Consider the following 17664-nt stretch of genomic DNA (forward strand, 5'->3'; position numbering starts at 1 on the left):
ATGCGACGCCCCGTGTCCCCGGCCCACCGTCTCGCCCCGCCCGACTGGCTGGTCAGGACGCTGCGCCCCCGGCCCACCCCGATCCCGTGGGCCGCGGTGGCGCGCGCCGGTGTGGGCATGGCGCTGCCGCTCGCGATCGGGCTCGCCGCCGGGTACCCCGCGTACGGGGCGCTCGCCTCGATGGGTGCGCTGTCCGGCGTCATCGGTGACACCGCCGACGCGTACCGGATGCGGATCCTCAACATCGCGGTGCCGCAGCTGTTCGGCGCCGTCGGCGTCACGATCGGCTCGCTCGTGTTCGGGCAGGGCTGGATAGCCGTCGCCACGGTGACGTTCGTGGCGCTGATATCCGGGATGATCTCGACGATCGGCGCGGTCGCCTCCGTGTCGGGGCTGCTGCTCCTGCTGAACTGCGTCGTCGGCGCCGGTCTGCCGATGCCCGGCCAGTGGTGGCTGACGCCGCTCCTGATGACCGCCGGCGGGGCCCTCGTCCTCACGCTCGCGCTGCTGGCCTGGCCACTGCGGTCCGGGGTGCCGGAACGCGCCGCCGTCGCCGCGACCTACCGCTCCGTCGCGAACCTGCTCGCCTCCGCGGGCGACGACGAGAACTACGTCGAGACCCGCTTCGCCGTCACCCAGTCCCTCAACCAGGCCTACGACCTCGTACTCGCCCGGCGCGCCCTCTCGCACGGGCGCAGCCCCGAACTCGTGCGCCTGATGGCCCTGTTGAACGCGATCACGCCGGTCGTCGAGTCCGCGCCGGCCGCCCATCAGCGCGGGAAGCCGCTGCCCGCCGCCGTCCCGGCCGCCGTCTATCTGATGGCCGACGCGGTGGACACCGGCCGCACCGACATCGGCCCGCTCAACCTGCCCGAACCCGAGGGGCCCGCCGCCCGCGCCGTCGACCAGGCCGTGCGGCACGCGGCCGCCCTCATCGCCGGGAAGCACCCGGCCCTGGGCAACTCCATGTCCACCACCGACCGCCTCGGCCGGCCCGCCGCCCTCCGCGAGCGCGCGACCCGCGCGACCCGCGCCGTCCTCGTGTCCGGCAACTCCTGGCGCTACGGGCTGCGCCTCGCGCTGTGCATCGGCATCGCCCAGATCCTCGTCTCGACGGTGCCGGTACCGCGTTCGTACTGGGTGGTCCTGACGATCACCTTTGTCCTCAAGCCGGACTTCGGGTCGGTGTTCTCGCGGGCCGTCCTGCGCGCCGTCGGCACGGCGGGCGGGCTCGTGACCGCGACGGTGATCCTCGCCGGGGTGCCCCGCGGCTGGCTGGCGGTGCCCGTGCTCGCGGTCCTCGCGACCGGCATCCCGCTGGGCACCCCGCGCGGCTACGGCTACCAGACCGCCGCCATCACACCCGTCATCCTGCTGCTCTCCGACGTCCTCAACCACCAGGGCATCGCGCTCGTCCTGCCGCGCCTCGTGGACAGCGTGATCGGCTGCGCGATCGCCCTCGTCGTCGGGTACCTGCTGTGGCCCGAGAGCTGGCACACCCGCATCGGCGACCGGCTCGCCGACGCCGTCGCCGCCACCGCGCGGTACGTGGAGTACGCGTTCGGCGACCTCCCCGACCCCGACGCGCCGGCCGCCCGCGCCCGGATGCGGCGCCGCCTCTACCGCGACCTGTCGGTGATCCGCTCCGAGTTCCAGCGCGCCCTCACCGAGCCGCCGCCCACCGGCCGTCATGCCGCCGCCTGGTGGCCGCTCGTCGTCGCCGTCGAACGCATCGTGGACGCGACGACGGCCGCCCGGGTGCAGGTCAAGCACGGTGCGCCGGCGCCGAGCGCCGCCGACGTCGCCCAGGCCGCGGGCCAGCTCCGGGAGCTCGCGGACGGCCTTCGCGCGTCCGAGGTACTGGACGAGGTACGGGCCGACTTCGGCGAGTCCGACGACCACGACGGCGTACTCGAACCGGTCCGCCAGGAGGTCGCGGCGGCCCGCGCGATCGCGACGCCTCGCTGACGCGAAGAGGGGTGCGGCTACGGGTGCGGGGCTACGGGGCTACGGGTGCGGGGCTACGGGGTGCGGCGGCGTGACCGGCGTGAACCTCGGGCCGCGCGCCCCCTGTTCACCCTCACGCGCTGCGCCGTCCGCCGACGGCTTTGGAGTGACAAACGGCCCCTCGGCGTGACGCAGAAGGCATGTCCGGGCGCAGAGGGGGACGGTGGGTCGAACCAGGAGTGAACCTGTGCCGGTCGGAGGCCAGTTGGCAGGCCCGCGCCCGGGTGGGCGACCCTCCCCAAGATCACCCGGCGTGGCGGCTAACCTTACGTGTCCGCCCTGGCCAGGGGTTACGGAAACCAACTCATGCGAAGGGTTGCGCACATGGGCATTCGGAATCTCCTGCGGAACGCGTTCGGCAGGTCGCGGAAGTCTTCGCGGGGCGCGGACGAGGCGTCTGCGGCGGTTGCGCCTGCGAACGAGTCCGCGTCCGGCTCCGCCTCCGCCGAGGACGGGACGACGGCGGCCGCGGTGACGGTGCCGGCGCCTGCCAGCGAGGCGATCGTGCGGGAGACTCCGTCGGCCGAGGCGTCGCTCGCGCCGTCGCCCGCCGCGACGGCCGTCCGGGAAGCGGAGCCCACCGAGGCGAAGGTCCCGGCCCCGTCGACCGAGCGGACTCCGGCCCGCGAGGCGGACGACCTGGTGGCGGCGGCGTTCGACAACGTGACGATCCCCAAGCCGACGCGTCCGGTTGAGCCGGAGGCGGCGGTTGAGGCGGAGGCGGTTGAGACTGCCGCCGAGCCGGAGGTTGTGGCCGAGGCTGCCGTCGAGTCTGAGCCGGAGGTTGCGGCCGCCGAAGCCGAGGCTGCCGTCGCCGCTGAGCCCGAGGTTGAGGCCGAGCCCGAGCCGGTGGCCGTGGCGGAGGCTGTCGCCGAGCCGGTCGTCGAGCCGGAGGCCGTAGCGGAGGTTGTCGCCGAGCCCGCCGCCGAGCCGGAGGTTGAGGTCGCCCCGGAGCCGGAGGCTGCCGCCACCGTCGCACCCGAGACCGAGGCCGAGCCTGAGCCCGAGCCCGCCGCTGTGGCTGAGGCCGAGCCGGTCGTCGAGCCCGAGCCCGCCGCCGAAGCGGAACCGGTAGTGGAGCCCGTCGCCGAGACGGTCACCGAGCCCGTTGCCGAGCCGGCCGCCGAGGTCCCGGAGCCCGTCGCTGCCGCCGCCGAGGCCGCCGTGGCGGAGCCCGTCACCGAGCCGGAGGCCGAGCCGAAGGCCGCCGCCGAGCCCGTAGCCGACGTAACCCCCGAGCCCGTCGCGGCCCCGGAGCCCACCCCCGCCGCCGTCACCGAGCCCGAGCCCGAGCCCGAGACGGAAGCCACCCCCGAACCGGTGGCCGCGGAAGCCACCCCCACGCCGGAGGCGACCCCCACCTCCGCCACCCCCCTCCCCCACCTCAAGACCCGCGCCCCCGCCCTCGCCCCCGCCTACAAGGCCGCCGGCAGCGCGCTGAAGAAGAGCGGGATCGCCGGGGTCCGGGCCACCGTGTACCTCGTGCTCGACCGGTCCGGTTCGATGCGGTCGTACTACAAGGACGGGTCCGCGCAGGCGCTCGGTGAGCAGGTGCTGGCGCTCGCCGCGCACACCGACCCCGAGGCGAACGTGCAGGTCGTCTTCTTCTCCACCGACATCGACGGCACCGGCGAGCTGACCCTCGGCGGGCACGAGGGCCGCGTCGACGAGCTGCACGCGTCGCTCGGTCACATGGGCCGCACCAGCTACCACCGCGCCGTCGAGGAGATCGTCGCGCTGCACGAGAAGTCGCAGTCCCAGGAGCCCGCCATCGTCGTGTTCCAGACGGACGGCGCCCCCGACGCGAAGGGCCCCGCCACCCAGGCCCTCGCGGACGCGGCCCGGCACCCGCTGTTCTTCAAGTTCGTCGCGTTCGGCGAGCACGACGCCAAGGGCTTCGACTACCTCCGCAAGCTGAAGGCGCCCAACGCCGCGTTCTTCCACGCGGGCCCCACCCCCCGCGAGCTCACGGACGCCGAGCTGTACGAGGGCCTGCTGGCCGACGTACCGCAGTGGCTGGAGTCCCTCGGCGGCGAGAAGGGCGAGAAGACCGCCTGACCCGCACGGCCGTCCCGGCGCCCCCTGTTCCCACCCCGGTGGGAGCAGGGGGCGCCGCCGTTTCCCGCACAGATATGCTGTTCACCCCGAATTGGGCGAAGCTGGGACAGCCCCCGTAGCGAGGGAAGGACGACGCAGCATGAAGGCCGCCGTAGTCACCGGTTTCGCCCGGCCCCTGGAGATCCAGGACCGGGTGATCCCTCTGCCGGCCGCGCACCAGGTCCTCGTCCGGATGGAGGCCAGCGGCCTGTGCCACACGGACATCCACGCGGCCGCCGGTGACTGGCCGGTGCGACCCGACATCCCGTTCGTGCCGGGTCACGAGGGCATCGGGATCGTGGAGGACAAGGGCGAGGGCGTCGACCGTATCCACGTCGGCGACCGCGTCGCCCTCGCCTGGCTCGCCGAGGCGTGCGGCCACTGCGACCACTGCGTCTCCGGCCGCGAGAACCTGTGCCCCGAGCAGCGCAACAGCGGCTACTCCGTGGACGGCTCCTTCTCCGAGTACGCCGTCGCGCACGGCGATTACGTCGTAAAGGTCCCGGAGGGCGTCGACCCCCTGGACGCGGCGCCGCTGACCTGCGCGGGAGTGACGACGTACAAGGCGGTGAAGGTGTCGGGCGCGGGGCCGGGGAAGCGCGTCCTGATCTCCGGGATCGGGGGCCTCGGGCACCTGGCGCTCCAGTACGCGCGGATCGCTGGCGCGGAGACCGTCGCCGTCGACGTCACCGACGCCAAACTGCGGCTCGCGCACGAGCTGGGCGCGGACCACGTGGTCGACGCCCGTACGCAGGACGTCGCGAAGGAGGTGCGCGGGCTGGGCGGAGCCGACGTCGCGATCGGGCTCGCCGCGTCGAACGCGTCGCTGCGGGCCGCGTACGACGCGCTGCGCCGGCACGGCACGCTCGTCCTGGTCGCACTGCCCGCCGACGGCCGTCTCGAGCTGCCCGTCTTCACGCACGTGCTGGAAGGCAAGAGCGTGATCGGTTCCATCGTCGGCACCCGGCAGGACCTCGCGGAGGTGTTCCGCCTGCACCGCCTCGGCCGGACCCGCGTCATCCGTGAGCAGCGCCGCCTGAAGGAGGTCAACGAGGCGTTCGCGGACGTCCTGGCCGGGCGGATCACGGCCCGCGTGGTCTTCGACTTCCGCTAGGGCGTGTATCGAATGTGCTGGTCACAGCCACTCGCTGACGGCCGCGACGAGGACGACCGCCACAAGAACCACGCTTCTTGCGGTGGGCCGCCCGGTCGGCCTTGTCCGGGATCGTGCAGCGGATACCGCGCCTACGCAGGTAGGCGCGGTTCTTGCGCGATGCGTACACGGCCTGCGCGAATGACGAGTTCGGCTCGACGGCGGGCAGCTCGATTCAGCGGATCGCGATCAGTGGGCGTTGCCGTTGTCGAACGCGATCAGTGGGCGTTGCCGTTGTTGAAGTGGTAGTCGCCGTTGCCACCCTGCTTGCCGTTCGCGCCGGGGCCGCGGCCGTCGGTGCCGGGCTCCACGTGGTTGGTCTTGGTGTGCACGATGTCGTAGTACACGTTGGTGTCGCCGGCGTTCGGGAAGACGCGGTAGGTGAACACGTTCTTGTCGAGCTGGACGATCGGAACGGTGCGCTGGAAGAGCACGTTGCCGTTCGCGTCCTTCGAGTTGATCCAGCGCTCGGAGCCGTCGGGGGTGACGGTCCAGTCACCGTGCATCTTCGGGCTGTCGTCGAGGTTGTACATGGCGAACGTGCCGTCGGCGTCGAAGTACGCCCAGCCCACGAAGTTCGACACGGCCGGGTTGTTGAGGGCGACGCGGTTGCCGTTCTGGTCGACGGCGCTGGTGGTCTTCCACGGGGTCGAGGCGAGCACGTCGGACGGAGTCGCGTTCTTCAGCGTCGCGGATGCGGGTGCCGGCGCGGCAGGCGCCTCGGCGGCCATGGCCGAGACGGGCACCAGGGCGGACACGGCGATCGCGATCGCGGATGCGGTGAGAGCGGAACGACGGGAGATTCGAGTGATGTTCATGTCCTCAACGCTATGGGCGGCACCGGGGCGGGCATGTCATCCGATCGGCTATAGCTGGATGCCCTGGATTGCCGATTCGCGAGTCGACCGGACGGCCGTGACGCACGGATGCCCCGGTTTTCGGCACATGGCCCAGGGCCTGTCCCACCGCCTGAAATGCGGTGGGGGCCGCCTCGCCGTGTCGGATACGATTCTTTGATTCGACCGACGTCCACCGTCACCACCGCACGCAGCGACTTGGGAGCAGCCCCCGATGGCTCGACACCTCATCACCAGCGCCCTTCCGTACATCAACGGAATCAAGCACCTGGGCAACATGGTGGGGTCCATGCTCCCGGCGGACGTGTACTCCCGGTACCTCCGCCAGCGTGGCCACGACGTCCTGTACATCTGCGCCACCGACGAGCACGGCACCCCCGCCGAGCTGGCCGCGAAGGAGCAGGGGATTCCGGTCGCCGAGTTCTGCGCGCAGGCGCACGACGCGCAGAAGGCCGTGTACGACGGCTTCGACCTGGCCTTCGACCACTTCGGCCGCAGCTCGTCCGCGCAGAACCGGGAGATCACCCAGCACTTCGCGCGCAAGCTCAACGAGAACGGCTTCATCGAGGAGCGCGCGATCCGCCAGGTGTACTCGCCTGCCGACGGCCGCTTCCTGCCGGACCGCTACGTCGAGGGCACGTGTCCGCACTGCGGCTACGACAAGGCGCGCGGCGACCAGTGCGAGAACTGCACCCGCGTCCTGGACCCGACGGACCTGATCAACCCGCGTTCGGCGATCTCCGGCTCGACGGACCTGGAGGTCCGCGAGACGAAGCACCTCTTCCTGCTCCAGTCGAAGCTGCAGGTCGAGGTCGAGGAGTGGATCGCGCAGACCGCCGGCGAGTGGCCGCACCTCGCCTCCTCGATCGCCCGCAAGTGGCTGACCGAGGGCCTGCACGACCGCGCGATCACCCGTGACCTGGACTGGGGCGTGCCCGTCCCGGCCGACACGTGGCCGGAGCTGGCCGAAGAGGGCAAGGTCTTCTACGTCTGGTTCGACGCTCCGATCGAGTACATCGGCTCGACCAAGGAGTGGGCGGACCAGGACCCGGAGAACCGCGACTGGAAGTCGTGGTGGTACTCGGCGGACGACGTGCGCTACACGGAGTTCATGGCCAAGGACAACGTCCCGTTCCACAGCGTCATGTTCCCGGCCACGGAGATGGGCGTGCGGGAGCCGTGGAAGAAGGTCGACTACCTCAAGTCCTTCAACTGGCTGACGTACTACGGCGGCAAGTTCTCCACGTCGCAGAAGCGCGGCATCTTCACGGACGCCGCCCTGGAGATCCTGCCGGCCGACTACTGGCGCTACTTCCTGATCGCGAACGCCCCGGAGTCCGACGACTCCTCGTTCACGTGGGAGCACTTCACGGCCACGGTGAACAAGGACCTCGCCGACACCCTCGGCAACTTCGTGAACCGCGTCCTGTCCTTCTCCCGCAAGCGCTTCGGTGACGAGGTGCCCGCGGGCAAGGAGGCCGGCGAGGCGGAGGCGAAGCTCGGCACGGAGATCGCCGGGCTGCTCGCCGAGTACGAGACCCAGATGGAGGCCCTCCAGTTCCGCAAGGCGGCGGCCGCGCTGCGCGCCCTGTGGTCGGCGGGCAACTCCTACCTGGAGGAGAAGGCCCCCTGGCTGGAGATCAAGGCCGACCCCGAGGCCGCGGCTCTCACGCTGCGTACGGCGATGAACCTGATCCACCTGTACTCGGTCGTCTCGGAGCCGTTCATCCCGGCGTCCTCGAAGGCGATGCGCGGCGCGTTCGCCCTGGCCGACGACACGGCCACGTGGGTCACCGCCGAGCAGGCCGCGGCCCTGGACACGGTCCCCGCGGGCACGGCCTTCACGGTCCCGCCGGTGCTCTTCGCGAAGATCACCGAAGAGGACCTGGAGAGCTACCGCGAGCGCTTCGGCGGCGCGCCGGAGTAAGGCGGAAACCAGCCGAGGGGTGCGGGACCTGACGGTCCGGCACCCCTTCGCCGTACCCGGCTAGTGGCATGTTCACGACCGCGATTAGGGTTTCGCCATGCCAGTTCCCGCAACCATCCCGATCGCCCACGAGCCGGGCAGCCGCACCGCCACCATCGGCCGGTACGCGGACGGCCAGTTCCTGGCCACGGTCACCTACGCCTTCCCCGAGGGCTACCGCCCCGACGACGGCTGGGAGGAGCACAAGCGGCTGTACGCGGTGCTCCACACGTTCGACGCAGCGGGCCGGTACCGCGACTCGGAGATCCGGTGCGCCGGAACCTGGGCCGAAGGGGCCGAACTCGACCAGGCCCAGGCCTACTTGGACAAGCTTCTGTCGGCCCTCGAGGGCCGTACCACGGGCGACATCTCCGTCCGCCCCTTCCGCCTCGCCGTCGAGGGCGTCGTCTTCGGCCTGATCGTCGAGGACGACGACTGGGTCGAGCTCTACCCGGACCGTCTCGGCTTCGGCGAACCGTGGGACGGGAGCTACGACGCGTAAGCCCGCCCGATACGCCGAAAGGGGGCCGGAACCGATCACGGTTCAGGCCCCCTTCGGGTGCGCGGGGTGCGCTACTTCTGCGCGGCTTCAGCGCTACGTCAGCGCTGCTTCAGCCGCTACTTCTTGTCGGCCACCGGCTTGCGGAGCTGGATGTTCAGCTCGCGCAGGCGGGTCTCGTCGAGCTCGGTGGGCGCGCCCATCATCAGGTCCTGCGCGTTGCCGTTGAGCGGGAACGCGATGGTCTCGCGGATGTTGGGCTCGTCGGCGAGGAGCATGACGATACGGTCGACGCCGGGGGCGATCCCGCCGTGCGGCGGGGCGCCGAAGCGGAACGCGCGCAGCATTCCGGCGAACTGCTCCTCGACGGTGTCACGGTCGTAGCCGGCGATCTCGAAGGCCTTGAGCATGATCTCGGGCTCGTGGTTCCGGATCGCGCCGGAGGACAGCTCCACGCCGTTGCACACGATGTCGTACTGCCAGCCCAGGATGTCGAGCGGGTCCTGGGTCTCCAGGGCCTCAAGACCGCCCTGCGGCATCGAGAACGGGTTGTGCGAGAAGTCGATCTTGCCGGTGTCCTCGTCCTTCTCGTACATCGGGAAGTCGACGATCCAGCAGAAGCGGAACACGCCTTCCTCGAAGTGCCCGGCGCGCTTGGCGGCCTCGACACGGACGGCGCCCATGATCTTGGAGACCTCGTCGAACTCGCCCGCGCCGAAGAAGACGGCGTGGCCGTGGACGAGGCCGAGGCGCTCGGTGAGGACCTTCGCGTTCTCCTCGGTGAGGAACTTGGCGATCGGACCCTGGAAGGAGCCGTCCTCGCCGACGCGGATCCAGGCCAGGCCCTTCGCGCCGTGCTCGACCGCGTAGTCACCGAGGCCGTCGAAGAACTTGCGGGTCTGCGACGCGGTGTCCGGGACGGCGAGCGCGCGCACGTGCTTGCCGGCGAACGCCTTGAACTCGGAGCCCTCGAACACGTCGGAGATGTCGGTGAGTTCGAGCTTGGCACGCAGGTCCGGCTTGTCCGAGCCGTACTTGAGCATCGCCTCGCGGAACGGGATCCGCGGGAACGGCGACGTGACGTGGCGGCCGCCGCCGAACTCCTCGAAGAGCTCGGTCATCAGCTTCTCGATCGGGCGGAAGATGTCCTCCTGCTCGACGAAGGACATCTCCACGTCGAGCTGGTAGAACTCGCCCGGCGAGCGGTCCGCGCGGGCGTCCTCGTCGCGGAAGCAGGGCGCGATCTGGAAGTAGCGGTCGAAGCCGGAGATCATCAGCAGCTGCTTGAACTGCTGCGGGGCCTGCGGCAGGGCGTAGAACTTGCCCGGGTTCAGGCGGGAGGGGACCACGAAGTCGCGGGCGCCCTCGGGGGAGGTGGCGCTCAGGATCGGCGTCGCCATCTCGTTGAAGCCGAGCGACGTCATCTTGTGACGGATCGCGGAGATGACCGCCGAGCGCAGCATGATGTTCTTGTGCATCCGCTCACGGCGCAGGTCGAGGAAGCGGTACTCCAGGCGCCGCTCCTCGTTCACCCCGTCGTCCGCGTTGATCGTGAACGGGATCTGCTGGGCCGCGCCGAGCACCTCGACCTCGGCGGCCTCGATCTCGATCTCGCCCGTGGGCAGTTCGGGGTTCACGTTGTCGGCGCCGCGGGAGACGACCTTGCCGTCGACGCGGACGACCGTCTCCTTGGTCAGCTTGTCGAGGACCTCGGCGGCGGCGGTGCCGGGGCGGGCGACGAGCTGCGTGATGCCGTAGTGGTCGCGCAGATCGATGAAGAGGATGCCGCCCAGGTCGCGCCGATTGTGCAGCCAGCCGCTCAGCCGGACGTCGGTGCCGACGTCAGAGGCGCGGAGCTCGCCGCAGGTGTGGGACCTGTACCGATGCATCGTCGTTCATCCAGTCTTCGCGATGGTGTATCGGGCCGGGCAGGCCCGAATACCCCAGGGTACCGGCCGCCTCAAGATCGCTGGGCGAATAGTCTCGGTGGCCGTCTTCGATCACCTCTTCTTAGAGTGGGGCCATGCGCACAGGTGAGCCCTTGCCGCCCGTCGGGGACGTCCTCGCCGCCCTCGACACCGGTGTCTGGCGGTGGGACAACCGTGCCGGGCTCGTCACCTTCGACGCCGAGGCGGCCCGGCTGCTCGGCCTGCCCGGACGCACGGTGACGTTGACGGAGGCGGCCGTACGGTCCCGTTTCCACCCGGTCGACTGGAACGAGATCGACGGTGTCGTGCAGCTCGCCGTGGTCGAGGGCACCCTCGCCGAGGCCCGGCTGCGGATCATGGACGAACAGGGCCGGGTCATCAGGACCGTCCGCAGCCGCTCCAAGCCGATCGTGTACGGCGACACGCACGCGTACGAGCTGATCGGCACGCTCCAGGAGGTCAGCGAGCCCGTGCCCGGGTCGGCGGCGCGTACGCCGGTGACCGGTGACTGGCGGCGCTCCCGTGAGGCGTTCCTGCTCGACGCGGGGCGGGCGCTGGCCGAGGCGAGGTCCACGGAGGAGGTCCTGCGGGTCGCGGCCGGGCTCTCCATGCCGGGGTTCTCGCCGGACGGTCTCGCGGTGTTCGGCGCCGGCGGCGACCGGCTCACCGTCGTCGGGCACCACGGGCACGCGCCGGGCGAGGAGACGCCGTTCACGGACATGCCGCTGGACACCGACTACCCGGCCGCCGAGGTGGTGCGCACCGGGCGTGCCGTGTACCTGTCGTCGCCCGAGGAGTACCGGGGGCGCTATCCGGCGGCCTGGCCGCTGGCCGCGCGCTTCAGACGGGAGTCCTGGGCGTTCCTGCCGCTCGTCGTCGCGGGCCGCACCATCGGCACGTGGATGGCGGCGTTCGCGTACCGGGTGTCGTTCACGCCCGACGAGCGTTCCGTGCTGACGACGGTGGCGCGGATGCTCGCGCAGGCCCTGTCGCGCGCCGGGATCACCGAGTCGGAGCGGGAGCTGACGGACGGGCTCCAGCGCTCGATGCTGCCGACGCTCGGCCCGCAGATCCCGGGGATGAACGTCGCCGCCCGCTATGTGCCGACCGGCGGCGGCCTCCAGGTCGGCGGCGACTGGTACGACATGATCCCGCTGCCCAGCGGGCGGTTCGCGCTCGTGATCGGTGACGTGCAGGGGCACGACGTGCGGGCGGCCGGCCTGATGGGCCAGCTGCGGATCGCACTGCGCGCGTACGCGGCCGAGGGGCACCGCCCGGACGCCGTCCTCGCCCGCGCCTCCCGCTTCCTGTCCGGGGTCAGCGACTCCATCACGTACGGCTCGACCGGCGGTCCCGGCAAGGACGTCGGGAAGGTCGCGGAGCCGGACCCCCGCTTCGCGACCTGCCTGTACGTCGAGGCCGACCCGACGACCGGCCTCCTGGAGATCGCGCGGGCGGGCCACCCCGACCCCGCGATCCGTATGCCCGACGGGACGGTGCTGCTGCGGCCCACCGCGGGCGGCCTGCCGCTCGGCGTCGACCCGGACGTCGACTACCCGACGACCCGGCTCGCCATGGAACCCGGCGAGACCCTCCTGATGTGCACCGACGGCCTCCTGGAGACCGGCGGGCACGACCTCGAAACCGGCTGGGCCCGGATCCGCGGCATCCTGGAGAAGCAGGACGAACTCACCGAGCCCGAACACCTGGAGGATCTGGCCGACAGGCTCGTCCAGGCCGTGCACGGGCCCTCGTCCCACTACACGACGGGCCCGCTCGCCGACCGGCGCGAGGACGACATCGCGCTGCTGCTGCTCGCCCGGTCGACCCGCCCCGAGGTCCCCACCCTCGTCCGCCGCACCGCGATGACCGTGGCCCAGGCCGAGCCCGAGCGGGTCGGCGCCGCCCGCCAGCAGCTGCGCCAGCTGCTGCACGACTGGGCCGACGAGGACCAGGTCGACTCGGCGGTCCTGATGGTCTCGGAGATGCTCACCAACGTCCTGGTCCACACGGACGGGGACGCGCTCCTGGTCGCCGAGGTCACCGGCCCGCCCGGCACGCGCCGGCTGCGCGCCGAGGTGGCGGACGCCAGCGACGACCTGCCGCACAAGCGCCACCCCGGCGAGCTGGCCTCCTCCGGGCGCGGCCTCGTCCTGATGGAACTGCTCGCCGACCGCTGGGGCGTGGACCCGAGGGGCGAGGGCAAGAGCATCTGGTTCGAGCTCTACGAGCCGTCGCCCGACGTTTCACGTGAAACGCCCGACGGCCCTTCGCCCTCGCCCGAGGAGTAGCGCGTCCGCAGCTCGCCGATCACGCCGAAGGCGGCCGCCGTCACGGGCACGGCGAGCAGCATCCCGAGGATGCCCGCGACGGAGGCGCCCGCCGTGATCGCCAGCATCACCATCGCGGGGTGCATCTGCACGGTGCGGGACTGGATCATCGGCTGGAGGATGTGCCCCTCCAGCTGCTGCACGGCGAGGATGACGCCGAGCGTCCACACGGCGATCACCCAGCCCCGGTCGGCGAGCGCCACGAGGACGGCGACCGCGCCGGAGATCGCCGCCCCGAGGTAGGGGATGTACGCGCCGACGAAGACGAGGGCGCCGAGCCCGACCGCGCCGGGCACCCGCAGGATCAGCAGGCCCACGGTGATGCACACGGCGTCGATGAGCGCGATGAGCGTGGTCCCGCGCATGAAGCCCTCGACGGCTCCGAACGCGCGGCGCCCGATCGCCTCCAGGGTCTCCCCGGCGCGGCCGGGCAGGATGCTGTGGGCGAGGCCCGAGGCCCGGTCGGAATCCTTGAGGAAGAAGAACGTGAGCAGCAGCGCGAGGACGCTGGTCGCGACGAGCGAGCCGATGAGGGAAAGCCCGGTGAGCACCCCGCTCGCGGCCTGGGTCCCCCACTTGGAGATCAGGTCCTTGAGGTTCCCCGCGGCGGACCCGAGGTTGTCCGCGGCGCTGATCCCCAGATGGACCTTGATCCAGTCGCCGGCGACCCGCACCGAGTCGACGATCTGGTCGGCGGAGTCGATGAGCGCCTTGACGACGATGTAGCCGGCCCCGCCGACGACGGCGACGAGGGCGACGCAGGTGAGCCCGGCGGCGAGCCCGCGGTTGACCCTCATGCGGATCAGCCAGCCGTGCACGGGACCGAGCAGTGCGGTGCCGAGCAGGGCTAGCAGCAGGGGAGTGACGGCTGTCTTGAGGACGACGGCCAGCCATACGCCGACGGCCGCGACCCCGGTGACGAGCAGCACGACGACGCACCAGGCGGCGACGCGTCGGGCCGGCTCGGGGAGAAGCGGCTTACCTGAATCGGGTCCTGTACCTGGTCCTGTACCTGTGTGCACCTCCACAGGCCATCACGCGCGCGTGGCCCCGACCTTCCGGACGGGGCCACGCGGGTGACGGTGCATCAGATACGGCTCAGGCGGTTCACGACGTGTGCGGGACGCGCTCGCCGGGGATCACGCCGAGGCGACCGGCCTGGTAGTCCTCGAACGCCTGCTGGAGCTCGTCACGGGTGTTCATGACGAACGGACCGTAGTGCGCCATGGGCTCCCGGATGGGACGGCCGCCGAGGAGCACGACCTCCATGTCCGGGGTGTTCGAGTCCTGCGAGTCGTCCGCGCGGACGGTGAGCGAGGAACCGGCGCCGAAGACGGCGGTCTGGCCCATGTGGACCGGACGACGGTCGGTGCCGACGCTGCCGCGCCCGGCGAGGACGTACGCGAGGCCGTTGAACTCCTCGCGCCAGGGCAGGGTGATCTCGGCGCCGGGGCGGATGGTCGCGTGGACCATCGTGATCGGCGTGTGCGTGATGCCGGGGCCGTCGTGGCCGTCGAGCTCACCGGCGATGACGCGGAGCAGGGCGCCGCCGTCGGCCGTGGTGAGGAGCTTGACCTGGCCACCGCGGATGTCCTGGTAGCGGGGGTCCTTCATCTTGTCGGCGGCCGGGAGGTTCACCCACAGCTGGAGGCCGTGGAAGAGCCCGCCGGACATGACGAGCGACTCCGGCGGCGCCTCGATGTGCAGGAGGCCGCTGCCGGCCGTCATCCACTGGGTGTCGCCGTTGGTGATGGTGCCGCCACCGCCGTGCGAGTCCTGGTGGATGAAGGTGCCGTCGATGATGTACGTGACGGTCTCGAAGCCGCGGTGGGGGTGCCAGGGCGTGCCCTTGGGCTCTCCGGGCGCGTACTCCACCTCACCCATCTGGTCCATCATGATGAACGGGTCGAGGTGCTTGTAGTTGATCCCGGCGAACGCGCGGCGCACCGGGAACCCCTCGCCCTCGAATCCGCTGGGCGCGGTCGTCACGGCCAGCACGGGTCGGGCCACGGCGTCGGTCGACGCGGCAACACGGGGCAGGGTCAGCGGGTTCTCAACGGTCACTGCAGGCATGTCGGGACCTCCTTGTGCTTCGAGTTTAGTTGAACGTAGAACTTTCTGCCACCCGTAACGCGAAAACGCCCGGAGGGAATTCCCCCGGGCGTTCTGACAGCTCCACCTTCCGCCTCCTCGACCTGCCGTGTATACGGCGGCGGAGTGACGACTAGCCGTACATACGGCGCATCGCGAAGTCGACCATCTGCTCGACCGCCTTCGCGTCGAAGACCATGCGGTGCTCGCCCTCCATGTCGAGCACGAAGCCGTAACCGGTGGGCAGGAGGTCGATGACCTCGGCGCCCGTGATCACGAAGTACTTGGACTCCTTGCCGGCGTACCGGCGGAGCTCCTTGAGCGAGGTGAACATCGGGATGACCGGCTGCTGCGTGTTGTGCAGCGCGAGGAACCCCGGGTTGTCACCGCGCGGGCAGTAGACCTTCGACGTGGCGAAGATCTGCTGGAAGTCCTCGGCGGCCATCGAGCCCGTCGTGAACGCGCGGACCGCGTCCGCGAGGGACGGCGGCGACGGCTCCGGATAGAGCGGCGGCGCCTGCTGCCCGTACCCGCCCTGCATCCCCTGCTGCGGCGGCGCGTACTGCTGTCCGGGTCCCGCGGTCTGGTCGTAGCCGTACATGGGGCTCAGCGTACCGAGCGGGGGCCGTTTCGTGGGCTGCCCGTTCGCCTCCGGGTGCTCCCGGGGTAGACCCTGCTCACATCGGCGCGTCGGGGGTTGCGTCTTATTACCCGTGGGTAGCATCATCGTAGGTGCTTGCTACTTGCTAGTAACGCGTGTTTACGAAGGTCCAGATCCCGCTTCCAGCCAAACGGAGCCGTCGCCATGGGGCACTACAAGTCGAATCTCCGCGACATCGAGTTCAACCTCTTCGAGGTGCTCGGGCGCGACAAGCTGTACGGCAGCGGCCCGTTCGCGGAGATGGACGTGGACACCGCCAAGAGCATCCTCGACGAGGTCGCGCGCCTCGCGGAGAACGAGCTGGCCGAGTCCTTCGCGGACGCCGACCGCAACCCGCCGGTCTTCGACCCGGCGACCAACACCGCGCCGGTCCCGGCCTCCTTCAAGAAGTCGTACCAGGCCTTCATGGACTCCGAGTACTGGCGTCTCGGCGTTCCCGAGGAGATCGGCGGCACCACCTCGCCGCGCTCCCTCATCTGGGCGTACGCGGAGCTGCTGCTCGGCTCGAACCCGGCGATCTGGATGTACTCCTCGGGCCCGGCGTTCGCCGGCATCCTCTTCGAGGAGGGCAACGAGGCGCAGAAGAAGATCGCCGGGATCGCCGTCGAGCGGCAGTGGGGCTCGACGATGGTGCTGACCGAGCCGGACGCCGGTTCGGACGTGGGCGCGGGCCGTACCAAGGCGATCGAGCAGGAGGACGGCTCCTGGCACATCGAGGGCGTGAAGCGCTTCATCACGTCCGGTGAGCACGACATGTCGGAGAACATCCTCCACTACGTCCTCGCCCGTCCCGAGGGCCACGGCCCCGGCACCAAGGGCCTGTCCCTGTTCCTCGTCCCGAAGTTCCACTTCGACTGGGAGACCGGCGAGCTGGGCGAGCGCAACGGCGTCTACGCGACGAACGTCGAGCACAAGATGGGCCTCAAGGCGTCCAACACCTGCGAGATGACGTTCGGCGACCAGCACCCCGCCAAGGGCTGGCTGATCGGCGACAAGCACGACGGCATCCGCCAGATGTTCCGCATCATCGAGTTCGCCCGCATGATGGTCGGCACGAAGGCGATCTCCACGCTGTCGACGGGCTACCTGAACGCCCTTGAGTACGCCAAGGAGCGCGTCCAGGGCCCCGACCTCGCCCAGTTCATGGACAAGACGGCGCCCAAGGTCACCATCACGCACCACCCCGACGTGCGCCGCTCGCTCATGACGCAGAAGGCGTACGCGGAGGGGATGCGCGCGCTCGTGCTGCACACCGCCGCCGTCCAGGACGACATCGCGGTCAAGGAGGCCGCCGGCGAGGACGCGTCGCAGCTGCACGCCCTCAACGACCTCCTCCTGCCCATCGTGAAGGGCTACGGCTCGGAGAAGGCCTACGAGCAGCTGGCGCAGTCGCTCCAGACGTTCGGCGGCTCGGGTTACCTCCAGGAGTACCCGATCGAGCAGTACATCCGTGACGCCAAGATCGACACCCTCTACGAGGGCACCACCGCGATCCAGGGCCAGGACTTCTTCTTCCGGAAGATCGTCCGCAACCAGGGCGCCGCGCTGAACGGCCTCGCCGAGGAGATCAAGAAGTTCCTCGCGGTCGGCACCGGCGGCGAGGCCCTCGCCCCGGCCCGCGACGCGCTCGCCAAGGCGGCCGTCGAGCTGGAGGCCATCGTCGGGGTCATGCTGACCGACCTGGCCGCCACCGAGCAGGACACCAAGAACATCTACAAGGTGGGCCTCAACACCACCCGCCTGCTGCTCGCCTCCGGTGACGTCGTCGTCGGCTTCCTGCTGCTGCGCGGCGCGGCCGTCGCCGCCGAGAAGCTGGAGACGGCCTCGGCGAAGGACAAGGCGTTCTACGAGGGCAAGATCGCGGCCGCGAAGTTCTTCGCCGCGACCGTCCTCCCGGGCGTAGGCCTGGAGCGCCGCCTGGCCGAGAACGTCACCCTCGACGTGATGGACCTGGACGAGGCCGCGTTCTAGGACGTCGGCTCATGGACGCGTGAACCGGTGCCGCCACCCGACTCGTTCGGGTGGCGGCACTGTCGTATGCGCTGGGTACGCTGATCACACGGCCGAGAATCCCG

General features: G+C 70.7%; 12 protein-coding genes and 1 pseudogene. 7 read left to right on the forward strand and 6 right to left on the reverse strand.

Annotated elements, in window-relative coordinates; genetic code table 11:
* The 3 genes from ABZ893_RS21230 to ABZ893_RS21240 all read left to right on the forward strand — a co-directional run bounded on the left by ABZ893_RS21230 (nucleotide 1) and on the right by ABZ893_RS21240 (nucleotide 5218).
* A complete protein-coding gene (locus ABZ893_RS21230; RefSeq protein WP_361405923.1) occupies nucleotides 1-1968 on the forward strand; it encodes an FUSC family protein in 1968 nt (655 codons plus the stop codon).
* A gap of 363 nt (nucleotides 1969-2331) precedes the next feature.
* On the forward strand, nucleotides 2332-4065 hold the full coding sequence (locus ABZ893_RS21235) for a VWA domain-containing protein (RefSeq protein WP_361405926.1): 1734 nt from the start codon (nucleotides 2332-2334) through the stop codon (nucleotides 4063-4065).
* Nucleotides 4066-4204: 139 nt separating this feature from the next.
* Complete coding sequence (locus ABZ893_RS21240; protein WP_361405928.1) at nucleotides 4205-5218, forward strand: zinc-dependent alcohol dehydrogenase; 1014 nt, start codon at nucleotides 4205-4207, stop codon at nucleotides 5216-5218.
* Nucleotides 5219-5267: 49 nt separating this feature from the next.
* On the opposite strand, the pseudogene ABZ893_RS21245 reads toward ABZ893_RS21240, so the two are convergent.
* Both ABZ893_RS21245 and ABZ893_RS21250 read right to left on the reverse strand, forming a co-directional pair.
* A pseudogene (locus tag ABZ893_RS21245) lies at nucleotides 5268-5384 on the reverse strand (IS5/IS1182 family transposase); the annotation flags it as partial.
* Nucleotides 5385-5475: 91 nt separating this feature from the next.
* Nucleotides 5476-6075 (reverse strand): DUF4822 domain-containing protein, encoded by a 600-nt coding sequence (locus ABZ893_RS21250; RefSeq protein WP_361405931.1) that lies wholly within the window; start codon nucleotides 6073-6075, stop codon nucleotides 5476-5478.
* A gap of 253 nt (nucleotides 6076-6328) precedes the next feature.
* Between ABZ893_RS21250 and metG the strand changes: the two genes are divergently transcribed.
* Both metG and ABZ893_RS21260 read left to right on the forward strand, forming a co-directional pair.
* Complete coding sequence (metG, locus tag ABZ893_RS21255; RefSeq protein ID WP_361405934.1) at nucleotides 6329-8041, forward strand: methionine--tRNA ligase; 1713 nt, start codon at nucleotides 6329-6331, stop codon at nucleotides 8039-8041.
* 97 nt (nucleotides 8042-8138) lie between these two features.
* Entirely contained in the window at nucleotides 8139-8582 is a 444-nt protein-coding gene (locus tag ABZ893_RS21260) for a hypothetical protein (RefSeq protein ID WP_361405937.1), read from the forward strand.
* A gap of 116 nt (nucleotides 8583-8698) precedes the next feature.
* Here the strand turns inward: ABZ893_RS21260 and aspS are convergent, their stop codons facing one another.
* On the reverse strand, nucleotides 8699-10468 hold the full coding sequence (aspS, locus tag ABZ893_RS21265) for an aspartate--tRNA ligase (RefSeq protein WP_361405940.1): 1770 nt from the start codon (nucleotides 10466-10468) through the stop codon (nucleotides 8699-8701).
* A 134-nt stretch (nucleotides 10469-10602) separates the two neighbouring features.
* Here aspS and ABZ893_RS21270 point away from each other — a divergent pair, with 134 nt between their 5' ends.
* Nucleotides 10603-12798 carry a SpoIIE family protein phosphatase gene (locus tag ABZ893_RS21270; RefSeq protein ID WP_361405943.1) on the forward strand — a complete coding sequence of 732 codons (2196 nt, stop codon included), beginning with the start codon at nucleotides 10603-10605 and terminating at the stop codon, nucleotides 12796-12798.
* Here ABZ893_RS21270 and ABZ893_RS21275 read toward each other — a convergent pair.
* From ABZ893_RS21275 to ABZ893_RS21285, 3 genes are all read right to left on the reverse strand, one after another.
* Nucleotides 12732-13859, reverse strand: coding sequence for an AI-2E family transporter (locus ABZ893_RS21275; RefSeq protein ID WP_361405946.1), 1128 nt, complete (start codon nucleotides 13857-13859; stop codon nucleotides 12732-12734). The genes ABZ893_RS21270 and ABZ893_RS21275 overlap by 67 nt on opposite strands.
* 85 nt (nucleotides 13860-13944) lie before the next feature.
* Complete coding sequence (locus ABZ893_RS21280; RefSeq protein WP_361405949.1) at nucleotides 13945-14910, reverse strand: pirin family protein; 966 nt, start codon at nucleotides 14908-14910, stop codon at nucleotides 13945-13947.
* 151 nt (nucleotides 14911-15061) lie between these two features.
* Nucleotides 15062-15529 (reverse strand): SseB family protein, encoded by a 468-nt coding sequence (locus tag ABZ893_RS21285; protein WP_127827615.1) that lies wholly within the window; start codon nucleotides 15527-15529, stop codon nucleotides 15062-15064.
* Between the two features lie 204 nt (nucleotides 15530-15733).
* Between ABZ893_RS21285 and ABZ893_RS21290 the strand changes: the two genes are divergently transcribed.
* Entirely contained in the window at nucleotides 15734-17560 is a 1827-nt protein-coding gene (locus tag ABZ893_RS21290; RefSeq protein ID WP_361405952.1) for an acyl-CoA dehydrogenase, read from the forward strand.
* The last annotated feature ends 104 nt before the right edge of the window (nucleotides 17561-17664 follow it).

Origin of the sequence: Streptomyces sp. NPDC046821 (assembly GCF_040645335.1) — a bacterium.
GTDB lineage: Bacteria > Actinomycetota > Actinomycetes > Streptomycetales > Streptomycetaceae > Streptomyces.

What these genes read in the sequence shown, in the direction of transcription:
- ABZ893_RS21235 (WP_361405926.1), top strand. Translation starts at nt 2,332, where the DNA reads ATGGGCATTCGGAATCTCCTGCGGAACGCGTTCGGCAGGTCGCGGAAG.
- ABZ893_RS21240 (WP_361405928.1), top strand. Translation starts at nt 4,205, where the DNA reads ATGAAGGCCGCCGTAGTCACCGGTTTCGCCCGGCCCCTGGAGATCCAG.
- metG (WP_361405934.1), top strand. Translation starts at nt 6,329, where the DNA reads ATGGCTCGACACCTCATCACCAGCGCCCTTCCGTACATCAACGGAATC.
- ABZ893_RS21290 (WP_361405952.1), top strand. Translation starts at nt 15,734, where the DNA reads ATGGGGCACTACAAGTCGAATCTCCGCGACATCGAGTTCAACCTCTTC.
- ABZ893_RS21285 (WP_127827615.1), bottom strand. Translation starts at nt 15,529, where the DNA reads ATGTACGGCTACGACCAGACCGCGGGACCCGGACAGCAGTACGCGCCG.
- ABZ893_RS21230 (WP_361405923.1), top strand. Translation starts at nt 1, where the DNA reads ATGCGACGCCCCGTGTCCCCGGCCCACCGTCTCGCCCCGCCCGACTGG.
- aspS (WP_361405940.1), bottom strand. Translation starts at nt 10,468, where the DNA reads ATGCATCGGTACAGGTCCCACACCTGCGGCGAGCTCCGCGCCTCTGAC.
- ABZ893_RS21250 (WP_361405931.1), bottom strand. Translation starts at nt 6,075, where the DNA reads ATGAACATCACTCGAATCTCCCGTCGTTCCGCTCTCACCGCATCCGCG.
- ABZ893_RS21270 (WP_361405943.1), top strand. Translation starts at nt 10,603, where the DNA reads ATGCGCACAGGTGAGCCCTTGCCGCCCGTCGGGGACGTCCTCGCCGCC.
- ABZ893_RS21260 (WP_361405937.1), top strand. Translation starts at nt 8,139, where the DNA reads ATGCCAGTTCCCGCAACCATCCCGATCGCCCACGAGCCGGGCAGCCGC.
- ABZ893_RS21280 (WP_361405949.1), bottom strand. Translation starts at nt 14,910, where the DNA reads ATGCCTGCAGTGACCGTTGAGAACCCGCTGACCCTGCCCCGTGTTGCC.